The organism is Candidatus Sphingomonas phytovorans (assembly GCA_029202385.1).
Taxonomy (GTDB): Bacteria; Pseudomonadota; Alphaproteobacteria; order Sphingomonadales; family Sphingomonadaceae; genus Sphingomonas; species Sphingomonas phytovorans.
On the sequence record CP119314.1, the window covers coordinates 3659509 to 3681200 of the forward strand.

At 66.9% G+C, this 21692-nt stretch carries 17 protein-coding genes; 7 read left to right on the forward strand and 10 right to left on the reverse strand.

From position 1 onward, the window contains the following. Positions 1 to 65 precede the first annotated feature (65 nt). The 4 genes from P0Y59_16790 to P0Y59_16805 all read right to left on the reverse strand — a co-directional run bounded on the left by P0Y59_16790 (position 66) and on the right by P0Y59_16805 (position 6894). A complete protein-coding gene (locus P0Y59_16790; GenBank protein WEJ98590.1) occupies positions 66 to 956 on the reverse strand; it encodes a transglutaminase family protein in 891 nt (296 codons plus the stop codon). After that, positions 953 to 3439: a circularly permuted type 2 ATP-grasp protein gene (locus tag P0Y59_16795; protein WEJ98591.1), complete on the reverse strand. Its 2487-nt coding sequence runs from the start codon at positions 3437 to 3439 to the stop codon at positions 953 to 955. Before P0Y59_16795 ends, P0Y59_16790 begins: the two co-directional genes overlap by 4 nt. Before the next feature lie 67 nt (positions 3440 to 3506). Further along, positions 3507 to 6008, reverse strand: coding sequence for a DNA ligase D (ligD, locus tag P0Y59_16800; GenBank protein ID WEJ98592.1), 2502 nt, complete (start codon positions 6006 to 6008; stop codon positions 3507 to 3509). Continuing rightward, the gene (locus P0Y59_16805) at positions 6001 to 6894 is read right to left on the reverse strand and encodes a Ku protein (protein ID WEJ98593.1); all 894 of its coding nucleotides are present in this window, start codon (positions 6892 to 6894) and stop codon (positions 6001 to 6003) included. Before P0Y59_16805 ends, ligD begins: the two co-directional genes overlap by 8 nt. Positions 6895 to 7038: 144 nt before the next feature. Here P0Y59_16805 and pdxH point away from each other — a divergent pair, with 144 nt between their 5' ends. The 5 genes from pdxH (at position 7039) to P0Y59_16830 (ending at position 11466) form a co-directional block, all read left to right on the forward strand. Then, positions 7039 to 7617 (forward strand): pyridoxamine 5'-phosphate oxidase, encoded by a 579-nt coding sequence (pdxH, locus tag P0Y59_16810; GenBank protein WEJ98594.1) that lies wholly within the window; start codon positions 7039 to 7041, stop codon positions 7615 to 7617. Then, a complete protein-coding gene (locus P0Y59_16815; protein WEJ98595.1) occupies positions 7614 to 8558 on the forward strand; it encodes a cation diffusion facilitator family transporter in 945 nt (314 codons plus the stop codon). Before pdxH ends, P0Y59_16815 begins: the two co-directional genes overlap by 4 nt. Continuing rightward, positions 8555 to 9349 carry a PhzF family phenazine biosynthesis protein gene (locus tag P0Y59_16820; protein ID WEJ98596.1) on the forward strand — a complete coding sequence of 265 codons (795 nt, stop codon included), beginning with the start codon at positions 8555 to 8557 and terminating at the stop codon, positions 9347 to 9349. Before P0Y59_16815 ends, P0Y59_16820 begins: the two co-directional genes overlap by 4 nt. A 161-nt stretch (positions 9350 to 9510) precedes the next feature. After that, positions 9511 to 10449: an ornithine cyclodeaminase family protein gene (locus tag P0Y59_16825; GenBank protein WEK02606.1), complete on the forward strand. Its 939-nt coding sequence runs from the start codon at positions 9511 to 9513 to the stop codon at positions 10447 to 10449. A 63-nt stretch (positions 10450 to 10512) separates the two neighbouring features. Further along, entirely contained in the window at positions 10513 to 11466 is a 954-nt protein-coding gene (locus P0Y59_16830; GenBank protein WEJ98597.1) for a hypothetical protein, read from the forward strand. 49 nt (positions 11467 to 11515) lie between these two features. On the opposite strand, the gene P0Y59_16835 is transcribed toward P0Y59_16830, so the two are convergent. Together P0Y59_16835 and P0Y59_16840 are read right to left on the reverse strand one after the other, a co-directional pair. Beyond that, the gene (locus tag P0Y59_16835; protein ID WEJ98598.1) at positions 11516 to 13216 is read right to left on the reverse strand and encodes a serine hydrolase; all 1701 of its coding nucleotides are present in this window, start codon (positions 13214 to 13216) and stop codon (positions 11516 to 11518) included. 314 nt (positions 13217 to 13530) lie between these two features. After that, a complete protein-coding gene (locus P0Y59_16840) occupies positions 13531 to 14760 on the reverse strand; it encodes a GNAT family N-acetyltransferase (protein WEJ98599.1) in 1230 nt (409 codons plus the stop codon). A 111-nt stretch (positions 14761 to 14871) separates the two neighbouring features. Between P0Y59_16840 and P0Y59_16845 the strand changes: the two genes are divergently transcribed. Then, complete coding sequence (locus tag P0Y59_16845; protein ID WEJ98600.1) at positions 14872 to 15873, forward strand: LysR family transcriptional regulator; 1002 nt, start codon at positions 14872 to 14874, stop codon at positions 15871 to 15873. A gap of 14 nt (positions 15874 to 15887) precedes the next feature. Here the strand turns inward: P0Y59_16845 and guaD are convergent, their stop codons facing one another. Both guaD and P0Y59_16855 read right to left on the reverse strand, forming a co-directional pair. Beyond that, a complete protein-coding gene (gene guaD, locus P0Y59_16850; protein ID WEJ98601.1) occupies positions 15888 to 17171 on the reverse strand; it encodes a guanine deaminase in 1284 nt (427 codons plus the stop codon). An 8-nt stretch (positions 17172 to 17179) separates the two neighbouring features. Next, positions 17180 to 18760: a gamma-glutamyltransferase gene (locus tag P0Y59_16855; protein ID WEJ98602.1), complete on the reverse strand. Its 1581-nt coding sequence runs from the start codon at positions 18758 to 18760 to the stop codon at positions 17180 to 17182. Between the two features lie 149 nt (positions 18761 to 18909). Between P0Y59_16855 and P0Y59_16860 the strand changes: the two genes are divergently transcribed. Then, positions 18910 to 19875, forward strand: coding sequence for a bile acid:sodium symporter (locus P0Y59_16860; GenBank protein ID WEJ98603.1), 966 nt, complete (start codon positions 18910 to 18912; stop codon positions 19873 to 19875). 1 nt (position 19876) lies between these two features. On the opposite strand, the gene P0Y59_16865 is transcribed toward P0Y59_16860, so the two are convergent. Together P0Y59_16865 and gnd are read right to left on the reverse strand one after the other, a co-directional pair. Continuing rightward, complete coding sequence (locus tag P0Y59_16865) at positions 19877 to 20698, reverse strand: Cof-type HAD-IIB family hydrolase (protein ID WEJ98604.1); 822 nt, start codon at positions 20696 to 20698, stop codon at positions 19877 to 19879. Beyond that, positions 20699 to 21682 carry a decarboxylating 6-phosphogluconate dehydrogenase gene (gnd, locus tag P0Y59_16870; protein WEJ98605.1) on the reverse strand — a complete coding sequence of 328 codons (984 nt, stop codon included), beginning with the start codon at positions 21680 to 21682 and terminating at the stop codon, positions 20699 to 20701. Positions 21683 to 21692 lie beyond the last annotated feature (10 nt).

Sequence of the window (21692 nt, forward strand, 5' to 3'; positions counted from 1 at the left end):
TGCCCTCTGTTTCTATTCTGGCGCCTATTTGGGGGATCGCGGTCGGAAGCGCAAACCCCTCCTCGTCAGGCAACGGCCTCAAGCACCGGCGCGACATCGACCGACACGGCCATCTTCTGCGCGCCAGATCCCAGCACCACGCCGTCGATCGGCGCGATCTCACCATAGTCCCGGCCGATCGCCATGATGATATGGTCGCCCGCCATCCAGATGCCGTTGGTCGGATCGACCCCGACCCAGCCGAGACCGGGCCCGCACCACAGCAGCACCCAGGCATGAGTCGCATCGGCGCCGACCAGGCGCGGCTGGCCGGGCGGCGGGATCGTGCGGATATAGCCCGAGGCATAGGCAGCAGGCAGCCCGGCGGCGCGCAGCCCGGTGATCATGATCTGCGCGAAATCCTGGCAGACGCCGCCACGCTTCCTGAACGCCTCGTGCGGCACGGTATCGACCAGCGTCGCCTCCGGATCGAAGGCAAAATCGTTCTGGATGTGCCGGGCAAGCGCGATGGCAGCCTCAAGCGACGGACGGTCAGGCTGGAGATCCTGCGCGCACCATTCGGCGATATCGCGGTCGAGCGGGATCAGCGGCGAGGGAAAGAGATAATTGGCTGGCCCGGCGGGCGAGGCATCGCGACTCGCCCGCGCGGCGACCGCCACCTCCGCCAGAGTCGGGTCGCTGTCCGACGGTATCGGCACCGGCCGGTCGACCAGGATCCGCGACATGCTTTCGATCACCAGATGGCGGACCGGTTCCTCGACCACCAGCCGCATGACATTGGCGAGCCCGGCCTCGGCGCGCGCCGGCGCGGTGCGGCCCGATGGGCTGATCGTCAGGCGATAGTCGCGCAATGCCTGGCCCGACCAGTGGATCGGCTTCAGCCGCAGGTTGCAGCGCGCGAACTTGACCGAGGCGCCATAGTCGAAGCGCGTTATGTGGCGGATATCGTAGATCACGCCAGCGTCAGTCCGCCGGCGCGCAGCGGCTCGGCGCCCTGGAGGAAGTAGCGCCGCGCAACCGCGTCCGACAGCGAGAAGAGCCGCCGCTCAAGATCGCCCAGCACGCTTTCGTCGAGCGTCGCCGCGGTCGCCGTCGAGACGATCGACACAAGCAGGGTCGCCACCGCCTGTTGCGGCTCGTCCATGCCGTCATCGCCGAGCACGGGCAGCGCGCGCATATGCTCGCAGATCCGGTCGACCTGGAAGGCGAGCGAGCGCGGATTGCCCGGATCGAGCGCGACCAGATCGACCACCGGCACCCGCGCGATGCCGGTCAGATAACGCTGGCGGTAGCTGATCTGGCTGTCGGCGAGATCGAGCAGAGTCGACAGGTCGTCGACCGTCCCGTTGGCCATGCCGAACACCCGCACCGCACGCGTCACGGTCAGCGCGCGTTCGAGCCGGCGGCCGAGATCGTGGAAACGCCATGCAGCCGTCCGCCCCATATGTTCGGCCGAGAGGCCGGACAGCGCGGCATAGCGGCGCTGGAGCGACCCGGCCTTGTCGAGCATGCCGCCCTTGGTGGGAAAAGGCGCGTCGAGCAGCTTGACCATGTCGGCCGCGAGCCGGTCGCGCGAGCCGCGCCCGATGCCGCGCGCAAGCCGGTTGATCGCGCGGACGCTATGCCAGCCGCCCTCGCCCGATTCCATCGCTGTACGGGCGAAGGAGGCAAGATCGACGCGGCGCAGGCTCGCCGGATGCGGCGCGGCGCCGATATTCACCGCCATGCCGACCAGCCGCCCGACCGTTTCCGACCCGAGCGCCGCGCCCGCATCGGCATCGATCGAATTGCCCAGCATCACGCGGATGATGCCGAGCAGCGCCTCGCCGCGTTCGAGATAGCGGCCGAGCCAGAAGAAATTATCGGCGACGCGGCTCGGCAGGGTGCCCGGGTTGCGACGGACATGGATCGAATCGCTTGGCGGCAGCAGCGAGACCGGGGCGACCGGTTCGGGCCCGTGGATCGCGACATCGGCTGACCAGTTGCCCTCCCCCATCACCGAGGCGCGGGGATCCTTGTGTTCGCCAATCCGCGCGAAGCCGCCCGGCATGATCGCCCAGCTGCCGTCCGCGCCGCGCGCCGCGAAGACCCGCAGCGTAAAAGGCCGCGCGGCGAGACCGTCATCAGTGACGACCGGCATGGTCGACAGCCGCACAATCTCCTGCCCGACATAGTCCTGCGGCCGGCGGGTCATGTCGTCGAGCAGGGCCGCGCGCGCCGCACCGGTGATTTCAGCGCCGGGGCGCGGGGCCGCGCCGTCGAGGCCAAGCGGCTGGACGCCGAAGGCGGGACCGATCAGCAGCTTGTCGAGATCCTCGATCACCCGAGCACGCTCCTGGTCCTGCCCGCACCACCAGGTGGCGATATTGGGCAACAGCAGGTCGTTGCCGGCCAGCCGGGTCGCGAGCATCGGCAGGAAGGCAGCGAAGGCGGGCGATTCGAGCACGCCAGCGCCCGGCACGTTGGAGATGACGACATTGCCCGCCGCCATCGCGTCGATCAGACCGGGCACGCCGATTCCGGAATGCGAATCGAAGGCGAGCGGATCGAGCAGGCGCGGATCGAGCCGGTTCCAGATCGCGTCGACCCGCTTCAGCCCGCCGATCGTACGGACATAGAGCTTGTCCTCGAGCGCGGCGAGATCGGCGCCCTCGACCAGCAGCAACCCGAGATAGCGCGCGAGATGCGCCTGTTCGGGATAGCTGGGATTGTAGCGGCCGGGGGTCAGCAGCCCGATGCGCGGATCGGCACGGCGGCAGGCGGCGGCGAGCCCGTCGCGATAGGCGGCGAAGAACGGCGCGTGGCGCTTGACGTTAAGCCGCCCCTGCAGCCCACCCAGGGTACGCGAGATCGCCAGCCGGTTCTCCAGCGCATAGCCCGCCCCGGCCGGCGCGCGCAGATGATCGGCAAGCACCCGCCATTCGCCGGTCGGTCCGCGCCCCAGGTCGACCGCGATGAAATGGAGGTGGTGCCCGCCGGGCGGCACCAGCCCCGCCAGCGGCCGGAGGAAGAAAGGGCTGCCCGCGACCAGGGTGGCGGGGATCAGGCCACGCTCGACCAGTTTCGCATCGCTATAGAGATCGGCGAGGATCGTTTCGAGCAGCTCCGCACGCTGGGCGACGCCAGCCTCGATCCCGGCCCATTCGTCGGCCTCGATCAGCAGCGGGACGGGGGACAGCGGCCAGGCGCGCTCCTCGCTTTCGCCGATGATGCGGAAACCGGTGCCGATATCGGCCGCGTGGCGCTGCACCCGGTCGCGGGCATGGGCAAGGTCGTCGCCTGCGACGGCGGCCAGTTCCTCGAACATCGCGGTCCAGGCCGGATCGGCATGACCGGCGCACAGCACGTCGCCCTGTTTCTCCCGCGCGCAATAGTCCGCGATCCAGCGCGCGGCATGGATGCTGGGATCGAGCAGAGAAGGGGCTGCGAGCGTGGCCATGGTGATGAGGGCGTTCCCCTACGAACCCACCGACCCGACCACAATCCCTTCGCGCGTGCAACAAAGATCACAGGTCGGGCAGGATCTGGTCGGCGAATCCCCATCCGGCCAGCGCCCGCGAACTGGCGCGTTCGAGCAGTTCGGCCCCGTTGCGCACGCCCCAGCGATGGGCATTGTCGATGTCGCGAAGCTCCGTCCAGCTCACCGGCGCCGCGACCGGCGCGCCGGATCGCGCCCGCGCGACATAGGGCAGGACAGCAGTGGAGCCGCGCTGGTTGCGCAGATAGTCGATGAAGATCAGCCCCTTGCGCTTCGCCTTGGCCATGGTCGCGATATAGCGGTCGGGCTCGGCCGCGGCGAGCGCGCGGGCGAAGCGTTCGGCGAAGTCCTTCACCGCCGGCCATTCGGCCCGGGGCGTCAGCGGCACCACGACATGCACGCCCTTGCCCCCCGACAGCATCGGGAAGCTGGTGAGCCCGATCTCGGCGAGATGGATGCCGATATCCTCAGCCGCCTTCCTGACGATGTCGAAGCCGAGATCCTCGTCGGGATCGAGATCGAACACCATCCGGTCGGGCTGCTCGAGCGTCGCCACCGACGATCCCCAGCCATGGAATTCGATCGTGCCCATCTGAACGCACGCCACCAGGCCGTCCACGTCATCGACATAGAGATAATTCTCGGTCGACCCGTCCTTCTCGCGGATCGGCACCTGATGGACATGCTCGCCGAAGGTCCCGGCATCATGCTTCTGGAAGAAGCAGCGCTTCGCCCGGCCCTGCGGACAGCGGACCAGGCTGATCGGACGGTTGGCCGCCCAGGGCAGCACGACCGGCGCCATGAGCGCATAATAGTCGGCGAGATCGCCCTTGGTGACGTCCGAATCGGGGAAGATCAGCCGGTCGCGGCTGCTGACCTTCACATGCACCTCGGGCACGGGCGTGGCATCGATGGGAACCGGCTTCTCGGCAACCACGTCCCTCGCCTCCTTGTCCTCGCGCAGACCGAGGAAGCTCGGGTGGCGCAGCACGCCGTCGGGCGTGGTTTCGGTATAGGCAATCTCGGCGACCAGCTTCGGCGTTACCCAATGCGCGCCGCGCACCGCCGCGCGCGGGGCCTCCACCGTGGGTGTCTTGCGCTCGATCCGGGCAAGCTTCGCGCTGAGATCCATCATCATGCCCGTATCGAAACCGGTGCCGACCTTGCCGGCATAGGTGAAACCGTCAGGCCCGTTCAGTCCAAGCAGCAGCGAGCGGAAACCCCGCGCCTTGTCCGACGGCGTCCAGCCGACGATCACGAATTCCTGCCGCCTGGTGCATTTGACCTTGAGCCAGTTCCTGGAGCGCTGCCCGCGATAGGGCGCGTCGGCAAGCTTCGAGACCACGCCCTCATAGCCTTCGCGGCACATTGTCTCGAACAATGGCTCGCCCGAACCGAGGATATGCTCGGCGAACTGCACCCGTGCATCGGTGTCCTCGACCAGCGGCCGCAACCGTTCCTTGCGCTGGATATTGGGCAGGGCGGCGATGTCCTCTCCGTCGAGTTCGAGCAGGTCGAAGGCGAACAGGGTCATGTCGCCGCCATTGGCGATCGCGTCCTGCAGGGCCGAGAAGCTGGGCTTGCCGTCGCGGAAGGCGACGACCTCGCCATCGATCAGCGCGCTGCCCGGAGTCAGGGTGGCCGCCGCCTCGGCGATGCCCTGGAATTTGTCCGTCCAGTCGAGACCAGAACGGCTGTAGATTTTTACTTCAGCGCCGGCGACAGCGACCATCACACGATACCCGTCATATTTCACCTCGTGCAGCCAGCGGCTGCCGGTTGGGACGCTGTCGACCAGGGTAGCGAGCTGGAAATCGCGGAGTTCAGCCAATCCTCCCCGGGATAGGGAGGGGGACCGCCGAGGGCGGTGGAGGGGGACTGTCGCAGACGCGGCGCGCGTGGCAGCCCCCCCTCTACCAGCTGCGCTGGTCCCCTTCCCCGTTCCGGGGAGGGTTTTTCCCTCTGCAATCTCGATCATCGTCCGGCCGCTCGCGACGCTGGTCAGCGCGGTTTCCACCAGCGTGTCCGTGCCGCCGGCCTCCCCGTCGTCGATCTTACGCAGCAGCCAGTTCTCGCCCTTCTCCTTGCCGCGCGGCTTCAGGCGGATCAGCAGCCATTCGCCCTTCATCCTGTCGCCATCCAGCACGAAGTGGAGATGGCCTTTCTCCAGGTCCTTCGCGCTCTTGCCCTTGATCGGGGACCAGGTGCCGCGATCCCACAGCATCACCGTGCCGCCGCCATATTGGCCTTTGGGGATCGTGCCTTCGAACGTTGCGTAGGAGAGCGGGTGATCCTCGGTACGGACCGCCAGGCGCTTCTCGTTCGGGTCGAGGCTCGGGCCGCGGGTGACCGCCCAGCTTTTCAGGACACCGTCGATTTCCAGCCGGAAATCCCAGTGCAGGCGCGACGCATCGTGCTTCTGCACCATGAAGCTGTTGCCATGGCCGGGCGCGAGCGTGCCCGCCGGTTCAGCGGTCTTCGCGAAATCGCGCTTCGCGTTGTAGCGCGCGAGGGGATCGCGATCAGGCACGCTTTTTCGCCGCCGGTTTCTTCGCCGGGGCTCCAGGAGCCTTTCCGGCAGCCGGCTTCTTTGCCCTGGCCGCCTCCTTCGCGGGCGCGGCGCCCGGCTTCTCCATCGACTTCTTGAGCGCCGCCATCAGGTCGACGACGTTCGATCCCGACCGGCCGGCCGGCTCATCGCTCGCGTCCTCGACGATCTTGCGCCCTTTCGCCTTGCGCTTGCGCTCGACCAGGTCTTTCAGCGCATCGACATAGCGATCGTGGAAGTCCTGTGGATGGAAGGCCCCGGTCTTCTTCTCGATCAGCGCCTGCGCAAGTTCCATCAGGTCCTCGTCGGGTTTCGCATCCGGGATATCGCGGAAATAGCCCTGCGCCTTGTTGACCTCGTCGGCGTAGCGCAACGTCTCCAGCACCATGCCGCGCCCGCACGGCTTGAGGCTCACCACATATTCGCGGCCGCGCATGGCAAGCTGGCCGAGCCCGACCTTCTTCGTCCGGCGAAGCGCCTCGCGCAGGACGATGAACGCCTCCTGGGCGAGGTCGTCCGCAGGCACGACGAAATAGGGTTTTTCGTAATAGAGCACGTCGATCTCGCTCGCGTCGACGAACTGGGTGAGCTCGAGCGTCTTCTTCGATTCGAGCTTCACCGCATCGATCTCATCCTGTTCGAGCAGGACGAACTCGCCCTTCTCATATTCGAAGCCCTTCATGATCTCGTCGGTGTCGACCGGGCCGACGCCGGTCACCACCTTTTCGTAATGGATCGGCTTGCCGGTCGGTTCGTGGATCTGCTTGAAGCTGATCTGCGCGCCGGATTTGGTCGCGGTGTAGATCTCGACCGGGATCGAGACGAGCGCCAGCCTGATCTGTCCCTGCCAATAGGCGCGTGCGGCCATGTGCCGGTTCCTTCGTTGCGAAACCGATTCAATCGATGAGCAGCGGACTCGTTCCGCTGCGCATAGCGCCCGGCGCCCTGAATCGGAGATGCGACGTCGTTCCCTTCCTCGACAGTGGATCGTGCCGGCCGTAAAGCGCAGGCCATGGTGGACGACCCTTTCAAGCTGTTCGATGCATGGTTCGCCGAGGCGCGCGACACCGAGCCGAACGATTCGAACGCAATGGCGCTGGCCACGGCGGACGGCGACGGGCGCCCTTCAGTGCGGATGGTGCTGCTCAAGGGGCATGGGCCCGACGGCTTCGTCTTCTACACCAACCGTGAGAGCCGAAAGGCCGGCGAGATGACGGCCAATCCGCACGCGGCCCTGCTGTTCCACTGGAAGTCGCTTCGGCGGCAGATCCGAATCGAGGGCAGCCTCACACTCGCCAGCGACGCCGAATCCGATGCCTATTTCGCGAGCCGGAGCCGTGATTCGCAGCTTGGCGCCTGGGCGTCCGACCAGTCGCGGCCACTCGATGCGCGCGAGACGTTCGAGGCGCGGTTCGCCGAGGTGGAAGCGCGCTTCGCGGGCGGCGAGGTGCCACGGCCGCCGCATTGGGGCGGATACCGGCTGACCCCTGACCGGATCGAGTTCTGGCAGGACCGCGCGCACCGGCTTCACGAGCGCCGCCTGTTCGTCCACGCCGGAGACGGCTGGAGCGAAGGGCTGCTATACCCGTGACCGAGGACCAGCGCCGCGCCATTCCCTATGCCGTGCGCGCCGCCATCGCCAGCGTGGCGATGGCACTGTTCCTGCTTGCCCTGAAGGGATATGCCGCGTGGCATACCGGATCGGTCGCGATGCTCGGCTCGCTGGCCGATACCGGGCTAGACCTGCTCGCCTCGCTGGTCACGCTCTACGGCGTCCGCCTTGCCGCGACACCGGCCGACCACGACCATCGTTTCGGCCATGGCAAGGCGGAGGCGCTGGCCGCGCTATTCCAGGTCATGCTGATCACCGCGTCGGCAGCCGCCATTGCGTGGCGCGCGATCCTGGCGTTCGGCGAGAGCAACCCGACGCGGGACGCTGATTTCGGCATCGGCGTGTCGATCGTCGCGATCCTCGCGACGCTGGTGCTGCTGGTCTATCAGCGCAGCGTCATCCGCCGCACCGGATCGGTCGCGATCATGGCGGACAATATGCATTACCAGTCCGACGTGCTGCTGAACGGATCGGTGATCCTCGCTTTGGTGCTCGACCAATATGTCGGCTGGAGCAATGCCGACCCGCTGTTCGGTATCGTCATCGCCGCCTGGCTCGCCTTCGGCGCGTTTCGCGCATCGAGCAATGCGATCGACCAGTTGATGGACAAGGAATGGCCGGAGGAGGAGCGCAAGCGCTTCATCGAGGCGGCGGCGCAGCATCCGGAGCTTCGCGGCATCCATGATTTCCGCACGCGCCGGTCAGGCAGCCATGATTTCGCGCAGTTCCACATGTATGTCGCGCCGGAGATGACGGTGGCCGATGCACATGTCGTGATGGACGCGGTCGAGGCGAAGATCCGCAAGCAATTCCCCAAGGTCGAGGTGCTGATCCATCTCGACCCGGAAGGGCATATCGACACCGACAACCCGCTGATCGAGGCGGATGTGACCCCGCACTGGTTCGGCAAGCGCCTTTGAGGATTCCGTTCGCGCAGATCGACGCGTTCGCCAGCGCCCCCTTCACGGGCAATCCCGCCGCGGTGATGCCGCTGGCCGCATGGCCCAACGATGCGGTGCTGCAGGCGATCGCCGCCGAGAACAACCTGGCCGAGACTGCCTTCCTCCTGCCAGACGCGAGCGGGGAAGCCGAATTCGAGCTGCGCTGGTTCACGCCCGTGACCGAGGCGGCGCTGTGCGGCCACGCGACGCTGGCAAGCGGGCATTTCGTACTGTCGGGCGATCCCTCGATCGACGCGGTGCGCTTCCGCACGCGCAAGGCGGGCGTGCTTGAGGTGAGGCGCGCGGGCGACGGCTATGAGCTCTCGCTGCCGGCCTGGGCGCCTTCTCCCCGGAAGCTGCCCGAGATCGTCGCGGCTCTGGGCGCAAAGGGCGTGGTCGAGACCTTGTGGCACCCCGGACATTACGCCTTGATCGTGCTGGAGAACGAGGCGCTGGTCCGCGCCCTGGCCCCCGATTTCCGCGCGCTCGCCGCCAAGGGCAACATATTGACCATCGTTACCGCGCCGGGCGACTCGACCGATATCGTCAGCCGTGCGTTCGCGCCGGGCGCCGGGATCGACGAGGACCCGGTGACCGGTTCCGCCCATGCGGTGTCGGCACCCTATTGGGCAAAGCGGCTTGGCCGGGAGAGCTTCACTGCCTTCCAGGCGAGCCCGCGCGGCGGCCGACTGACCTGCCGGCTGGAAGGCGACCGGGTGATCCTGGGCGGGACATGCCTGACGGTGATCGAGGGAGTTTTCTTCCTCTAGGGCAATGTCTTCCCGACGATAGACGATAAAGGCCGCGTATTCGGGGTGGCATGCGCCGCCCCGCTCCATCGATCGCCCCGGATACGGCGCAGCCTCCGGTTGCCCGCGGCACCGCCGCCGGACAGGATGCGAACATCATCGAAGACACCGGAGCACCAAGCATGCGCCTGATCGACCGCGCGGAAGTGCGCGAACGCCTCACCTATCCCATTTGCATCCCGATCGTGCGGGAGGCGATGCTCGCCTTTTCGACGGGCGAGACACGGCAATTGCTGCGATCGATCATCCCGCTGGCCGAAGGGCGGCTGTTCGGGATCATGCCCGGCGCGCTGGCCGGGGACGGGCCGTTCGGCGCCAAGCTGATCAGCGTGTTCGCGGGCAATGCGGCGAAGGGCCGCCAGTCGCACCAGGGCGTGATCGTGATCTTCGATCCGGACTCGGGCGAGCCGGTGTGCATCGCACATGCGGGCGAGGTCACCGCGATCCGCACCGCGGCGGCGAGCGCGGTGGCGACCGACGTGCTGGCCCGTGCCGACGCGCGGACGCTCGCCATCCTGGGCACGGGCGAACAGGCGGCGACTCATATCCGCGCGATCGCCACGGTGCGCCCGATCGAGCGCGTGCTGGTATGGGGCCGGTCTGCGGGCCGGGCGGCGGATGTCGCGCAGTCGATGGCCGCGGAGACAGGGATCGACATTTCGGAGGTTGACGAGGTGCGCGCGGCGGTGGCCGAAGCCGATATCGTCTGCACCGTCTCCGGCGCGGTCGAGCCGATCCTGCATGGCGCCTGGGTGCGGCCGGGCACTCACCTCAATTTGGTCGGCTCGAGCTATGCCGGACCAGTCGAGGTCGACCATGACCTGGTCGTGCGATCCCGCTTCATCGTCGACAGCCGCGAAGGCGTGCTGGCGCAGGGGGCGGAGTTCCTGAAGGCGAAGGCGGCCGGGCTGATCGGCGACGAGCATATCGTCGCTGAGATCGGCGAGGTGCTGGCCGGGCGGGTCGAGGGGCGACGATCGGCGGAGGAGATTACGGCGTACAAGTCGCTGGGGCATGTGGTGCAGGATCTGGCGAGCGTCTGGGCACTGTATGGAGTCTAGGGCCACGCATTCGAGTCGACCGATCCGCTATCGTACCGACTGCGAAGGGCGCGATTCCGGACAATGACATTGATTCTATCGATCAGCACGCCCCGCGCCTCGGTTCATGCAAGTGATCGCAGGGTAACCCTGGCTGGTTCGGGGGTTTCGCCAGTCGTCCACAGCCCGCTTGAGAACAAGACGATCATCTTTCTGGCGGCCGACGCCGTCGGCACGATCGGCTTTACCGGCATTGCGTTCGTCGGAAAGCAGCCGACGGACCAATGGATCGCGAACACCCTGGCCCCGCAGCCGGCCGATGCGCCGCCGCTCGGCACATTCGCCTTTGGCGGGCGCGGCCTTGGCCGGGTGAAGCTGCGCACCGTCATCTGGAGACTGAGGAACGCGCTGGCCGGTCTTCCCCGGAACCTGGGAAAATACGGACTGACGCTACAGGTCGCGGGGTATCGGATCAGGCGACGGCGCAGCATTCCGTTTTGCATCGACATCGACTGGAAAGGCGGCGCCCCCACGATCAACGGCTGGATGCGCCCGCCCCGTACCCGCCAGCAAAAGGTCCTTTTTGCGCAGGTTGGCGACGGCTGGCCGGCCGCGCGGACCGCCAAGGCCGTCGCGGACCATGCGGAAGCGACCGGCCGTCGGGACATCGAGGCCCTTCGGCTGGCCGCGATGGACACCATCCGACAGCGGGCGGGCGAGACGGCAACGGTCGGCCGCGACCTGATGACCGTCATGGTGCCCAACCCGGACATCTCCCGCGAAATACTCTGGCGGTTCGAACCAGCCGATCCGCATGAGGCAGCCATCGTCGGCCCGAACGTCAGCGAGAAGGTCCAGGCCATCTATTCACCCTGGATCATCACCCCCGCATCGGTGAACTGCCCCACCGTCGGAACCAGCGGGCTGACCGTCGGTTTCGGAGGGTTTGAGATAAAATGCGGAAACGATTCAGCGAATCCGGATTCCCCCTTCCGATTTGCGGCAAGCCATCAACAGCGGAGTCGCCCACCGGGATAGGGGCATACCGAGACCACACCTCTCGCCCGTCGCCGCCAGAGCCGGCGAATCACTGTTTCACGAACGATATGTTGCGCGCGCCGTTCGCCCAGGCGCCGAAACCATTGACCCGTCCGTCGGCCGCCCTGCCGAAAACCAGGGTCGTGGTGCCTCGCAGGCGAGTGGTGAAAGCGTCGGCGAAGCTCGGCGACAATGGCCATTCGATCCCGAAGCGCTGGCGCATCACCAGCGTGTCGCCCTGCCTGATCACGGCGATCCGGGTGTCGAGTTCAGCGCTGTAATAGTCTCCGACGAACTCGGCGAACGCTGCGCCGCCGCTTCGCGCGGGCGGCACCGCGACAAAGCGTTGAGTCCCCGAACCTGTGCCGGCGATCAGTTCGACCAGCCCGGTACCGGACCGGACGAACGACAGGACAGTGCCATCGCTGCGCCTGAAACGCCCGCCGCCAAGCGCCACGAGCGCATCGGTTGCCCCCTGCCTCAGCATCAGCCGACCCTTCGCCACCTCGGTCTGGACCACTTCGCCCGTGACCGGGTTGCGGAACAGGCCCCGATACGGTGTCAGATCGGGAGAAGAAGATGCCACCGGCACAGCGGAGACCGGCTGCGATGCCGTCGCGACGGCAACGTCCCTTGAATTCCCCGTCGCGCGCAGGGCCTGCTCAGCGAGCTTTTCCCCGATGGCGACCGGATCGATGCCGCCATTGTTGCACAGGATCGCGACTGAGATCCGCTGGTCGGGATAGCGGCCCAGCCACGCCTTGTATCCTCCCGTCGAACCGCTGTGCGACACCAGCCGCTGCCCGTGCGCATGGTTGGTTTCGAGGCCAAGGGCATAGTCGAGTGTCGTGCCGTCACTCAGGTTCCCCGGGGTTTGCAGGGCTGCGACAAGGCCCTGTCCGCTAGGCAAGGCCGAGGGTTTGTCCAGGAACGCATTCCAGCGCAGCAGATCGCCGATCGTGGTAAGCAGACCGCCATTTCCATAGACGTTGGTGAAAGGCATGTTGGCGATGAAACCCTCGCCGACCGGTGCATAGGCAATCGCGCGCCCGGGAACGACCGTGCGGAAATCCTCCCGCCACCGAGTCCTGCCCATGCCCAGCGGCCGAAACAGGCGCTGGTCGGTGAACTGCTGCAGGCTCTTGCCGCTGACTCGCTCGACGATGATCGCGGCGAGGGTATAGTTGGTGTTGGTATAGAGGAATTCGGCGCCCGGCCTGAAGTTCAGGCCCTTCTGGCGCGAGGCGAGATCGAGGATCGTCGCCTGGTTGTGCACCTGGGTTCCGGGAGGATTGCCCGTCAAAGCGAGCAGGCTCCATTGCTCACGCAGGCCGCTGGTGTGATTGAGCAGGTGCCTGATCGTGATCGGCGTGCCGTAATCAGGCATTTCGGGCAGATAGCGCCTGATATCGTCGTCCAGCGTCAGCTTGCCGTCCTGCGCCAGGAGCAGCACCGCGGCAGCGGTGAACTGCTTGGCCAGCGAACCTGTTTCGAAAATGCTCTCAGCGGTGATCGGGTCGCGATGCTCCAGATCGGCCTGGCCATAGGCCTTGATCGGGCTTGAAACGCCAGCGACCGAAACGCCCGCCGCGCATCCCGGCCCTTCCGGCGCGATCGCCCGGAAGGCGGCATCGAGATCGATCGCGGATTGCGCGGTTGCCGGGATTCGGGGCTGGGGAAAGGCTGGTGATGCAAGCCCGACGAGAAGCCAGGGCAGTGTCGCAACGGTAACGCGGATGATCGGATTCATGGAGCCCCCAAAAGGATGAGGGCGCCTCCAAGCCGAGTTCCGCCCGGCCGCCAAGATCGCTTCGGTGAACGCCGTCTCCGAACGGTGAACGACCGCGCGGCGCTCGCCCAGGCTGGCTATGCCCGCCAGGCCGATCCACATTCAGGACCGGCCCGTCGGCAACACAGGATGATTTCGCGCAGAGACGCGGAAGACGCCGAGAAGGTTCGGCCAGCGGCTCGACTGGTTTGCGATGAACCCCGCATTCTCTGCGCCCTCTGCGCGAACCCTCCTCTTCGCTGTAATCGTGCCGATAACGGGGACGTCGATCCGACCTAGTGGGCCGCCCGGCTGACCGTCTTCATGTCGCTGAAAAAGGCAGCCCGGCTTGGCCGCAGGTTGGACAGTTCGAGCGGGCCAGGCACGTTCCAGGCACCCTCCGGCCGGATCGTCACCATCGGATCGTCACCGATGCCGATCGGGTTCTCGCTCGCTTCGCCGTCGAGCTCCATCTCGCGATATTCGACATCGGCGAATTTGAACAAGGGACGCTCAGCCATTTCGCGGAAGCCGAACATCGCCCAGAACGGCACCAGATCGAGCCGGGCATGGCCGTAGAAGCGCTTGAAGCCCTTCACCCGGGCCAGCGCCAGCGCTTCGCGCACCAGCTTGAACGCCAGCCGGCTGCGGCGATATTCGCGCCGTACCGCAAGCCGCTCGACCTTCACGAAATCCCCGAAATAGCGCATCCGGATACAGCCGGCCGGGTCGCCATCGATGAAGCCGATCAGGTGAGTCGCGCAGAAATCATTGCCGTCGAACTCCTCCGAATAGAGGCAGAACTGCTCGCTGATATAGGTCGAGGAGCGAACGGCGAAGATCATCGCCATGTCCTCGAACGAGCGCACCGGGCGCACCTCGATCTTGGGGGCGGGCGGGCGGACCGTCATTTCCTTGCGCACGGGCACCATCTCGCCTTCGGGCAGGACGACCAGCAGCCAATCGGGCGCGCCGGGATAGATCTGCGCCGCCTGCTGGAAGCCCATCGTGGTGTGGATCCGCATCGAATGCTCGGTCGATGCGCGCGAGAAGAGCGGGCAACCGTCCGGCGTCAGCGACGAGAATATCTGCGCCATCGCCGGCAGCGAACGCGCGAGCGTTCCGGGCGTCCACGCCATCCAGATATAGATCGCCGTCGGGATCTCATCCTCAGCGACGATCCATTCCGCCTTCGGATTCTTGCCGTCGAAGCGGCCCTCGATCAGCAGCCTCGCGCCTTCGGCCGACAGCGGCAGATAGGCCAGCATGGCCGATTCGTTCCGGGTCCCGAGGCCTTCGATCATCCGGACGACGCCGGCATTCCGTTCGCGCATGCGCTGCACGGCCGACAGGCTCGCGACCGGAAAGAGGCGCGATGCCTCGTCCAGAACCGAGACGATCTCCGCGTCTGTCGCAATCCGCGAGACGGGCGGGCTGCTGGCGCGCGCCAGCGTATGCTCGACCTTTTCGGAGAAGCGCAGGCGGCCAAAACTGTCGCGATGTGATGTTTGTAGCTCCGCTCGCATTTTCTCGCTCCGACTGTTAGGTTAAGGCCCGACAGGAGTGTAATGGCGAGCAAGCATCCGGCCGCGATCCAAAATCCAGACCATGGTGTTCCCCGGTGGAACGCCACCCATGTGCGCACGCTCGTTCGGGATCTGGATTGGGACGATCTTCGCGCGCTGCTTCTCGTCACCGAACATCATAGTTTTCGCGCCGCCGCTGACAGTTCACGCCTGTCCCTCAATACGCTGCGTCGCCGAATCGAACGGCTCGAAGATCGAATCGGCACAAAGCTGCTCGGACGGTCGAGAAGCGGGGTCGTCCCCACCGATATCGGGCTGATGATGGCGCGCGCCGCGCGCGAGATGGCTGGCGCCGCCCTCTCGGCCGAGGCCGACGGCGACGGCGAGGCGAATGTCCTGATCAATCCTGGCGAGCTGACCATCGGCTGCACCGAAGGACTGGGCAGCCTGTGGCTGACGCCGCGTCTCAACGACCTGTCGCCGTCGCTGTCGAACCTCACGGTATCGCTTCAGCTCGACTATGATTCGGCGCGCGACCGCAGCGACACGGTCGATGTCGGCGTCGCCTTCAGCGAGCCGCACCACCGCGACGTGGTTCGCGCCAAGCTGGCGACGGTCCACTACATGCTGTTCGCCTCCGAAGCCTATATCCGGAAGCACGGGGCGATGACGTCGCTCGACCAGTTCCGCGAGCACAAGTTCATCGAGCAGAGCGGGCCCGGCTATAATTCGAGCCTGGTCAAATTCCTCGTCGGCTCGGACTGGCCGGACGGCTTCATGCCGATCAGGTCGAACTCGGCGCTGTCGGTCTATTGGGCAGTGGTGAACGGCGCGGGCATCGCGGCGCTGCCAACCTATGCCCGGGCGGTGTCGAAGCACCTCATCCCGCTCGACGTGCCGCTGCCGCTCAGGTTCGACCTGTGGTATTATTTCCATGCCGAGGCGCGGCACTCGCCCGCGGTGCGCGCAACGGTCGACTGGCTGAAGACCGCTTTCGACCCGGCGCTCTATCCGTGGTTCGCCGACCAGTTCGTCCATCCGCGCGATTTCGAGAAGAACCGGACCGGCAAGGTCGTGCGGCTGTTCGAGGGACTGCTCGACCCGAGAAAATAGTCAGGGGCCAATAATCAGGCGGGCCGCCTCCAGGCGCAGCGCCCGGCGACATAGGTGCGGGCGATCGCCCGGTCGTCGCCCAATATCTGCAGCGCGAACAGTTTCTCCATCAGGCTCGCCCCGGCGGTGCGCCGCGCCAGCAGCGGCGTGGCGGCTGGATCGAGCAGGACGAAATCGGCCTCCTGCCCCGGCAACAAGCCGCCGATCCGGCCGCCGAGCCCCAGCGCCCGGGCGCCGCCTGCCGTCGCGAGATGGAGCGCGCGAAAAGGGTCGAGGCCGGTTCCGCGCATCTGGCCGATCTTGTACGCCTCGCCCAGCGTCGCGAGCAGCGAGAAGCTAGTGCCGGCGCCGACATCAGTGCCGATGCCGACCGTCACGCCGTGCGCATCGGCCTGAGCCAGATCGAACAGGCCCGAGCCGAGGAACAGGTTGCTGGTCGGGCAGAAGGCGATGCTCGACCCTGCCGAGCCCATCCGCGCTAGGGCTCGATCCTCCATGTGCACGCAGTGCGCGAAGACCGATCGCGGGCCCACCAGACCGAAACGGTCATAGACGTCGAGATAGTCGAGCGCCGTCGGGAAGCGATCCGCAACCGCGGCGATCTCTCCGGCATTCTCCGCGAGATGGGTGTGCATCAGCACGTCCGGATGCGCGGCGACGAGATCGCCCGCGCCGGCAAGCTGTTCATCCGACGAGGTGAGCGCGAAGCGCGGCGTCACCGCGTAACCGAGCCGTCCGCGCCCGCGCCACCGTGCGATCAGCGCCTCGCTTTCGGCCCGGCCGCTTTCGACCGAATCGTGCAGCGTCTCCGGCCCGAGATCCATCAGCACCTTGCCCGACACGATCCGCATGTTCCGCGCCAGCGCTGCCTCGAACAGGGCATCGACCGATTGGGCATGGACGGTGGCGAAGACCAGTGCACTGGTGGTGCCGTTCCTCAGCAGCTCGTCGAGGAAGAAACCAGCCACCGCGTCGGCATGGCCGCGATCCGCAAAGGCTGCCTCGGCCGGAAAGATGTGCCGTTCGAGCCATTCGAGCAACTGCCCGCCATAGGCCGCGATCCGGTCGGTCTGCGGATAATGGATATGCGTGTCGACAAAGCCGGGGACCACCAGTCCCGGGAGGCGCTCGACCGGCACGCCCGGGAAACACGGGGCGAGATCGGCATGGTCGCCGAACGCGACGACCACACCCTGCTCGACCACCATCAGCCCGTCGGCATGGTGGCGGACCGTGCCGCCCTGTGCCGGGTCCTCGGGGACGCTCAGCAATTCGGCGCGGAAGGCGTGCGGTCCCATGCCGCCGCTCACCACGCCGCCACCTGGCCGTCGCTGCGCGGATCGGTCGCGCCCTCGAGCACGCCATTGGCATGGCGAACGATCGCACCGGCATGGCCCATGGTCGCGGTGAAGGCCGGCATCAGCTCGACCTGATGCCCGGCCGCGCGGAGATCCTCATAGAGATCGAGCGCGAAACGATCCTCGATCTTCAGCGTGGTGCTGTTTTCGCCCCAGGTCCGCCCGAGCAGCCAGCGCGGGCGGCTGATCGCCTCCTGCAGGCCGATGCCGTACCGGGCATAACGAGTGAAGATCGCTGCCTGGGTCTGGGGCTGCCCCTCGCCGCCCATCGTGCCATAGGCCATCACGCGCCCATCATCGAAGCGGGCCAGCGCCGGGTTGAGCGTGTGGAAAGGCTTGCGTCCCGGCCGGAGCGCGTTCCAGCCATCCTCGGCGAGGCGGAAGCTGCTGCCCCGGTTCTGCCAGGTGATACCGGTCTGGGGCAGGACAAGGCCCGAGCCGAATTCGAAATAGCTACTCTGGATCGAACTCACCACGCGCCCCTCGGCATCGGCCGCGCCGAACCAGCAGGTGTCGCCCGCCGAAGCAGGCTGCGGCCAGGGCAGCGCCCGATCGAGGTCGATCCGCATCGCCATCTCGTCAAGCTCGCGCGGATCGTCGAGCAGGGTTTGCGGGTCGAAAGTCATATCGTCGGGATCGCCGACATGCCGGTCGCGGAACAGGAACGCCTGCTTGGTCGCCTCGACCAGGCCATGGACATAATCGAACCCTTCGGCCTCGGGGGCATGGACCCGGTCGAACAAGGCGAGGATCAGCAGCGAGGCGAGGCCCTGGGTCGGCGGCGCGGTGTTGAACAGGCGCGTGCCCTCGATGCCGACGCTGAGCGGCACCGGCCGGGTCGCGCGGTGGGCCGCGAAGTCGATCGTGCTGAGCGGGCTGCCGAGCCGGGCGAGATCGGCGGCGATCGAGCGGGCGAGCGCGCCTTCATAGAAGCTCTGCAATCCATCGCGCGCAAGCAGCGCCAGCGTCGCTGCCAACCGGGGCTGGCGCAGCACCTCGCCCTCGACCAGCGGCCGCCCGGCGGGCTCGAAGGTCTCGGCCCAGGCGCCGGGCTGGTCGAACAGCTCGCGCCGCCTCAGCGTTGCGAGCTCCGCCCAGCCCCGCGTCACCGCGACGCCGGATTCGGCATGGTAGATGGCGTCGCGCAGCAACCGCGCCAGCGGCAACGTGCCGCCGCTCGACTGAAGCGCCGCCGCCCAGCCTGAGATCGTGCCCGCCACGGTGTTGGCCGCGAGCGGTCCGCGCCAGGGGATTACCTTGTGCCCTCGGTAGAGCGTGAGACTGGCGGTCGCCGCCGCCGCGCCGCACGCGTCGATCGCATGAGTTCGCCCGTCAGGCTCGGCGATCAGCCAGAAGCCGTCGCCGCCGATCCCGGTCATGTGCGGATAGACCACCGCAAGGCACGCAGCGACCGCGACAGTCGCCTCCACCGCATTCCCGCCATCCTGCAGCACGCCAAGCCCGGCCTGCGCCGCCAGATGATGCGGCGCGGTGACCATGCCGCGCAGGCTCCTCACTTCATGCTGCATGGGAAGCCCGTATTCTGAAGCACTTCATCGCCGCATCATGAACGGCTCCGCGCCGCCACGCTACTGCCAGGCGGGCAGAATGGGCGCCAAGATTGGTTTCAGGCGGCTTAAGCCATTGCGGCGCGCAACCGATCGCGCGAAGTGGCGGCATGCTCAAGCGCTTCCTCGTCCTCTTCGAGCCGTTCATCCTGATCCTGATCGGCACGGTGGTGCTTGCCTCGCTGCTGCCGCCCCGTGGACCGGCAGTGCCGTTGTTCGACATCGCCGCCGACATCGCGATCGTCCTGCTGTTCTTCCTCCACGGGGCGAAGCTGTCGCGCGAGGCGATCGTCGCCGGCATGAGCAACTGGCGCCTCCATCTCGCCGTGTTCGCCGTCACCTATATCCTGTTCCCGGTGCTGGGGCTCGGCGTCGCGGCGCTGCCCTTCCTCGCGCCGCCCGTCGCGATGGGCATGCTGTTCCTGACCCTGTTGCCCTCGACCGTTCAGTCCTCGATCGCCTTCACCGCGATCGCGCGGGGCAATGTCGCGGCGGCGGTATGCAGCGCATCCTTCTCCAACCTGATCGGCATCGTACTGACCCCGGCGCTGGCCGCGATCCTGATCAGGTCGGGCGGCAGCGCGGGCGTGTCGCTCGCCTCGGTCGAGTCGATCGTCGTCCAGCTCCTGCTGCCGTTCGTCGCCGGCCATCTGCTGCGGCCATGGATCGGCGGCTTCGTCGCGCGTCAGAAGAAGCTGCTGACGCTGGTCGATCGCGGATCGATCCTGCTGGTCGTCTATACCGCGTTCGGCGCGGCGGTGGTCGACGGCATCTGGCACCGGCTGTCGGCGGACGAACTGGCGCTGATCCTCGCGGCCTGCACGGTGCTGCTGGCGCTGGTGCTGCTCGCGACCTGGGGCCTGGGCAGGCTGATGGGCCTCAGCCGCGAGGACGCGATCGTGCTGCTGTTCTGCGGATCGAAGAAAAGCCTCGTCTCCGGCGTGCCGATGGCGGGCGTGCTGTTCCCGCCGGCGCAGGTCGGCCTGGTGATCCTGCCGCTGATGCTGTTCCATCAGCTCCAGCTCTTCGCCTGTGCCATCATCGCTCGCCATTACGCGGACGATCCGGTCGATTGAATCAGACGCGGGGCAGGATGATCCCGTCGATTGCCTGCGCGACACCATCAGCGTCGTTCGCGCCGGTGGTGAAATCGGCCTTTGCCCGTACCTCGGCCGGCCCCTGCCCCATCGCGATCGACAGGCCAGCCCGCACGAACATCGCCACGTCGTTTCCCTGATCGCCGATCACGGCGGTCAGTGCCAGCGGCGTGCCCATCGCCTCGGCCAGCAACGCGACGCCGTCACCCTTGTTGGCGGCAAGCGCGGTCACGTCGAGATAATAGGTCTGCGACTGCACCACCGTCGCCCGTGCGCCGAACGCGGCGGCGGCGTGCCCGGCCAGCGCACCGAGCAACGCCGGATCGTCGCTGACGAAGGTGAGCTTGTCGGCGCGGTCGTACAGTGCCGTGAAGTCGGACACGATCACAGGCGCCTGGTTGGACGAGACGCGTTCGGAATCGACATGATGCCCCTGGTCGGTGCTGGCGTACCAGAGGTCGTCGGCGAACACCCAGGTATCGACCGCCGCGTCGCCGACCAGTTCGAACACGCCGCGCACCACCGCTGGATCGATCCGGTGCTGCTCGACCAGTGTCCCGTCGCGGCGGAAGATCGTCCCGCCGTTGAATGCGCCCATCACATCGTCGATCGCCAGCGCATCGGCGATCGGCATCATGCCCGATCGCGGCCGGGCGCTGATGATGGTGAAGCCGATCCCGGCCTCGCGCAGCCGGCCGACTGCCGCGATGGTGCCCGGCGTGAGCTGCTTCTTTTTGTCGACCAGCGTGCCGTCGAGATCGGAGACGAGGAGCCCGATCGCCTCCTTCGTGCCATTGCCCATTTACTGGGGCATCTCGACATGGCCGCCGAAACCGAAGCGCATCGCCGAGAGCAATTTATCGCCGAACGTATGGTCGACCCGGCTGCGATAGCGCGCGAACAGGGCGGCGGAGAGCACGTTGACCGGCACCGCCTCCTCCATCGCCGCCTCGATCGTCCAATGGCCCTCGCCCGAATCGGCGACCTTGCCCGAATATTTGGCAAGCTGCTGGTCGTCGGCCAGCGCCGAGGCGGACAGGTCGAGCAGCCAGGACGAGATCACGCTGCCGCGCCGCCATACCTCTGCGATGTCGGTCAGGTTCAGGTCGAAACGCTCCTCCTCGGGCAGCTTGTCCGACGACTTGCCGGCGAGGATGTCGAAGCCCTCGGCATAGGCCTGCATCAGGCCATATTCGATGCCGTTATGCACCATCTTCACGAAATGGCCCGAGCCGGGAGGGCCGGCATGGATATAGCCCTGCTCCGCGCGCGGGTCCTCGCTCTTGTCGCCGCGATTGGGCGTGCGCGGGATGGTGCCAAGCCCGGGCGCGAGCGCGGCGAGGATCGGATCGAGCAGGTCGACCGCGTCCTTCTCCCCGCCGATCATCATGCAATAGCCGCGCTCAAGCCCCCAGACGCCGCCCGAGGTGCCGACATCGACATAGCGGATCTGCTTTTCCGCCAGTGTCTTCGCCCGGCGGATATCGTCCTTGTAGAAACTGTTGCCGCCATCGATGACGATGTCGCCCGGCTTCGCGAAGCCGGCAATCGTCGAGATGGTATCTTCGGTCGGCGCTCCGGCGGGGAGCATCACCCAGAAGATCGCCGGGCTGGCGAGTTTGGCGTGCATGTCCTCGAGCGAGTCAGCCCCGACCGCCCCATCAGCGACCAGTTCCGCGATCGCCTTGGGATCGCGGTCATAGGCGACCGTTTCATGCCCGGCGCGCATCAGGCGCCGGGCGATGTTGCCGCCCATCCGGCCAAGGCCAATCAGTCCGATACGCATGGCAGTCTCC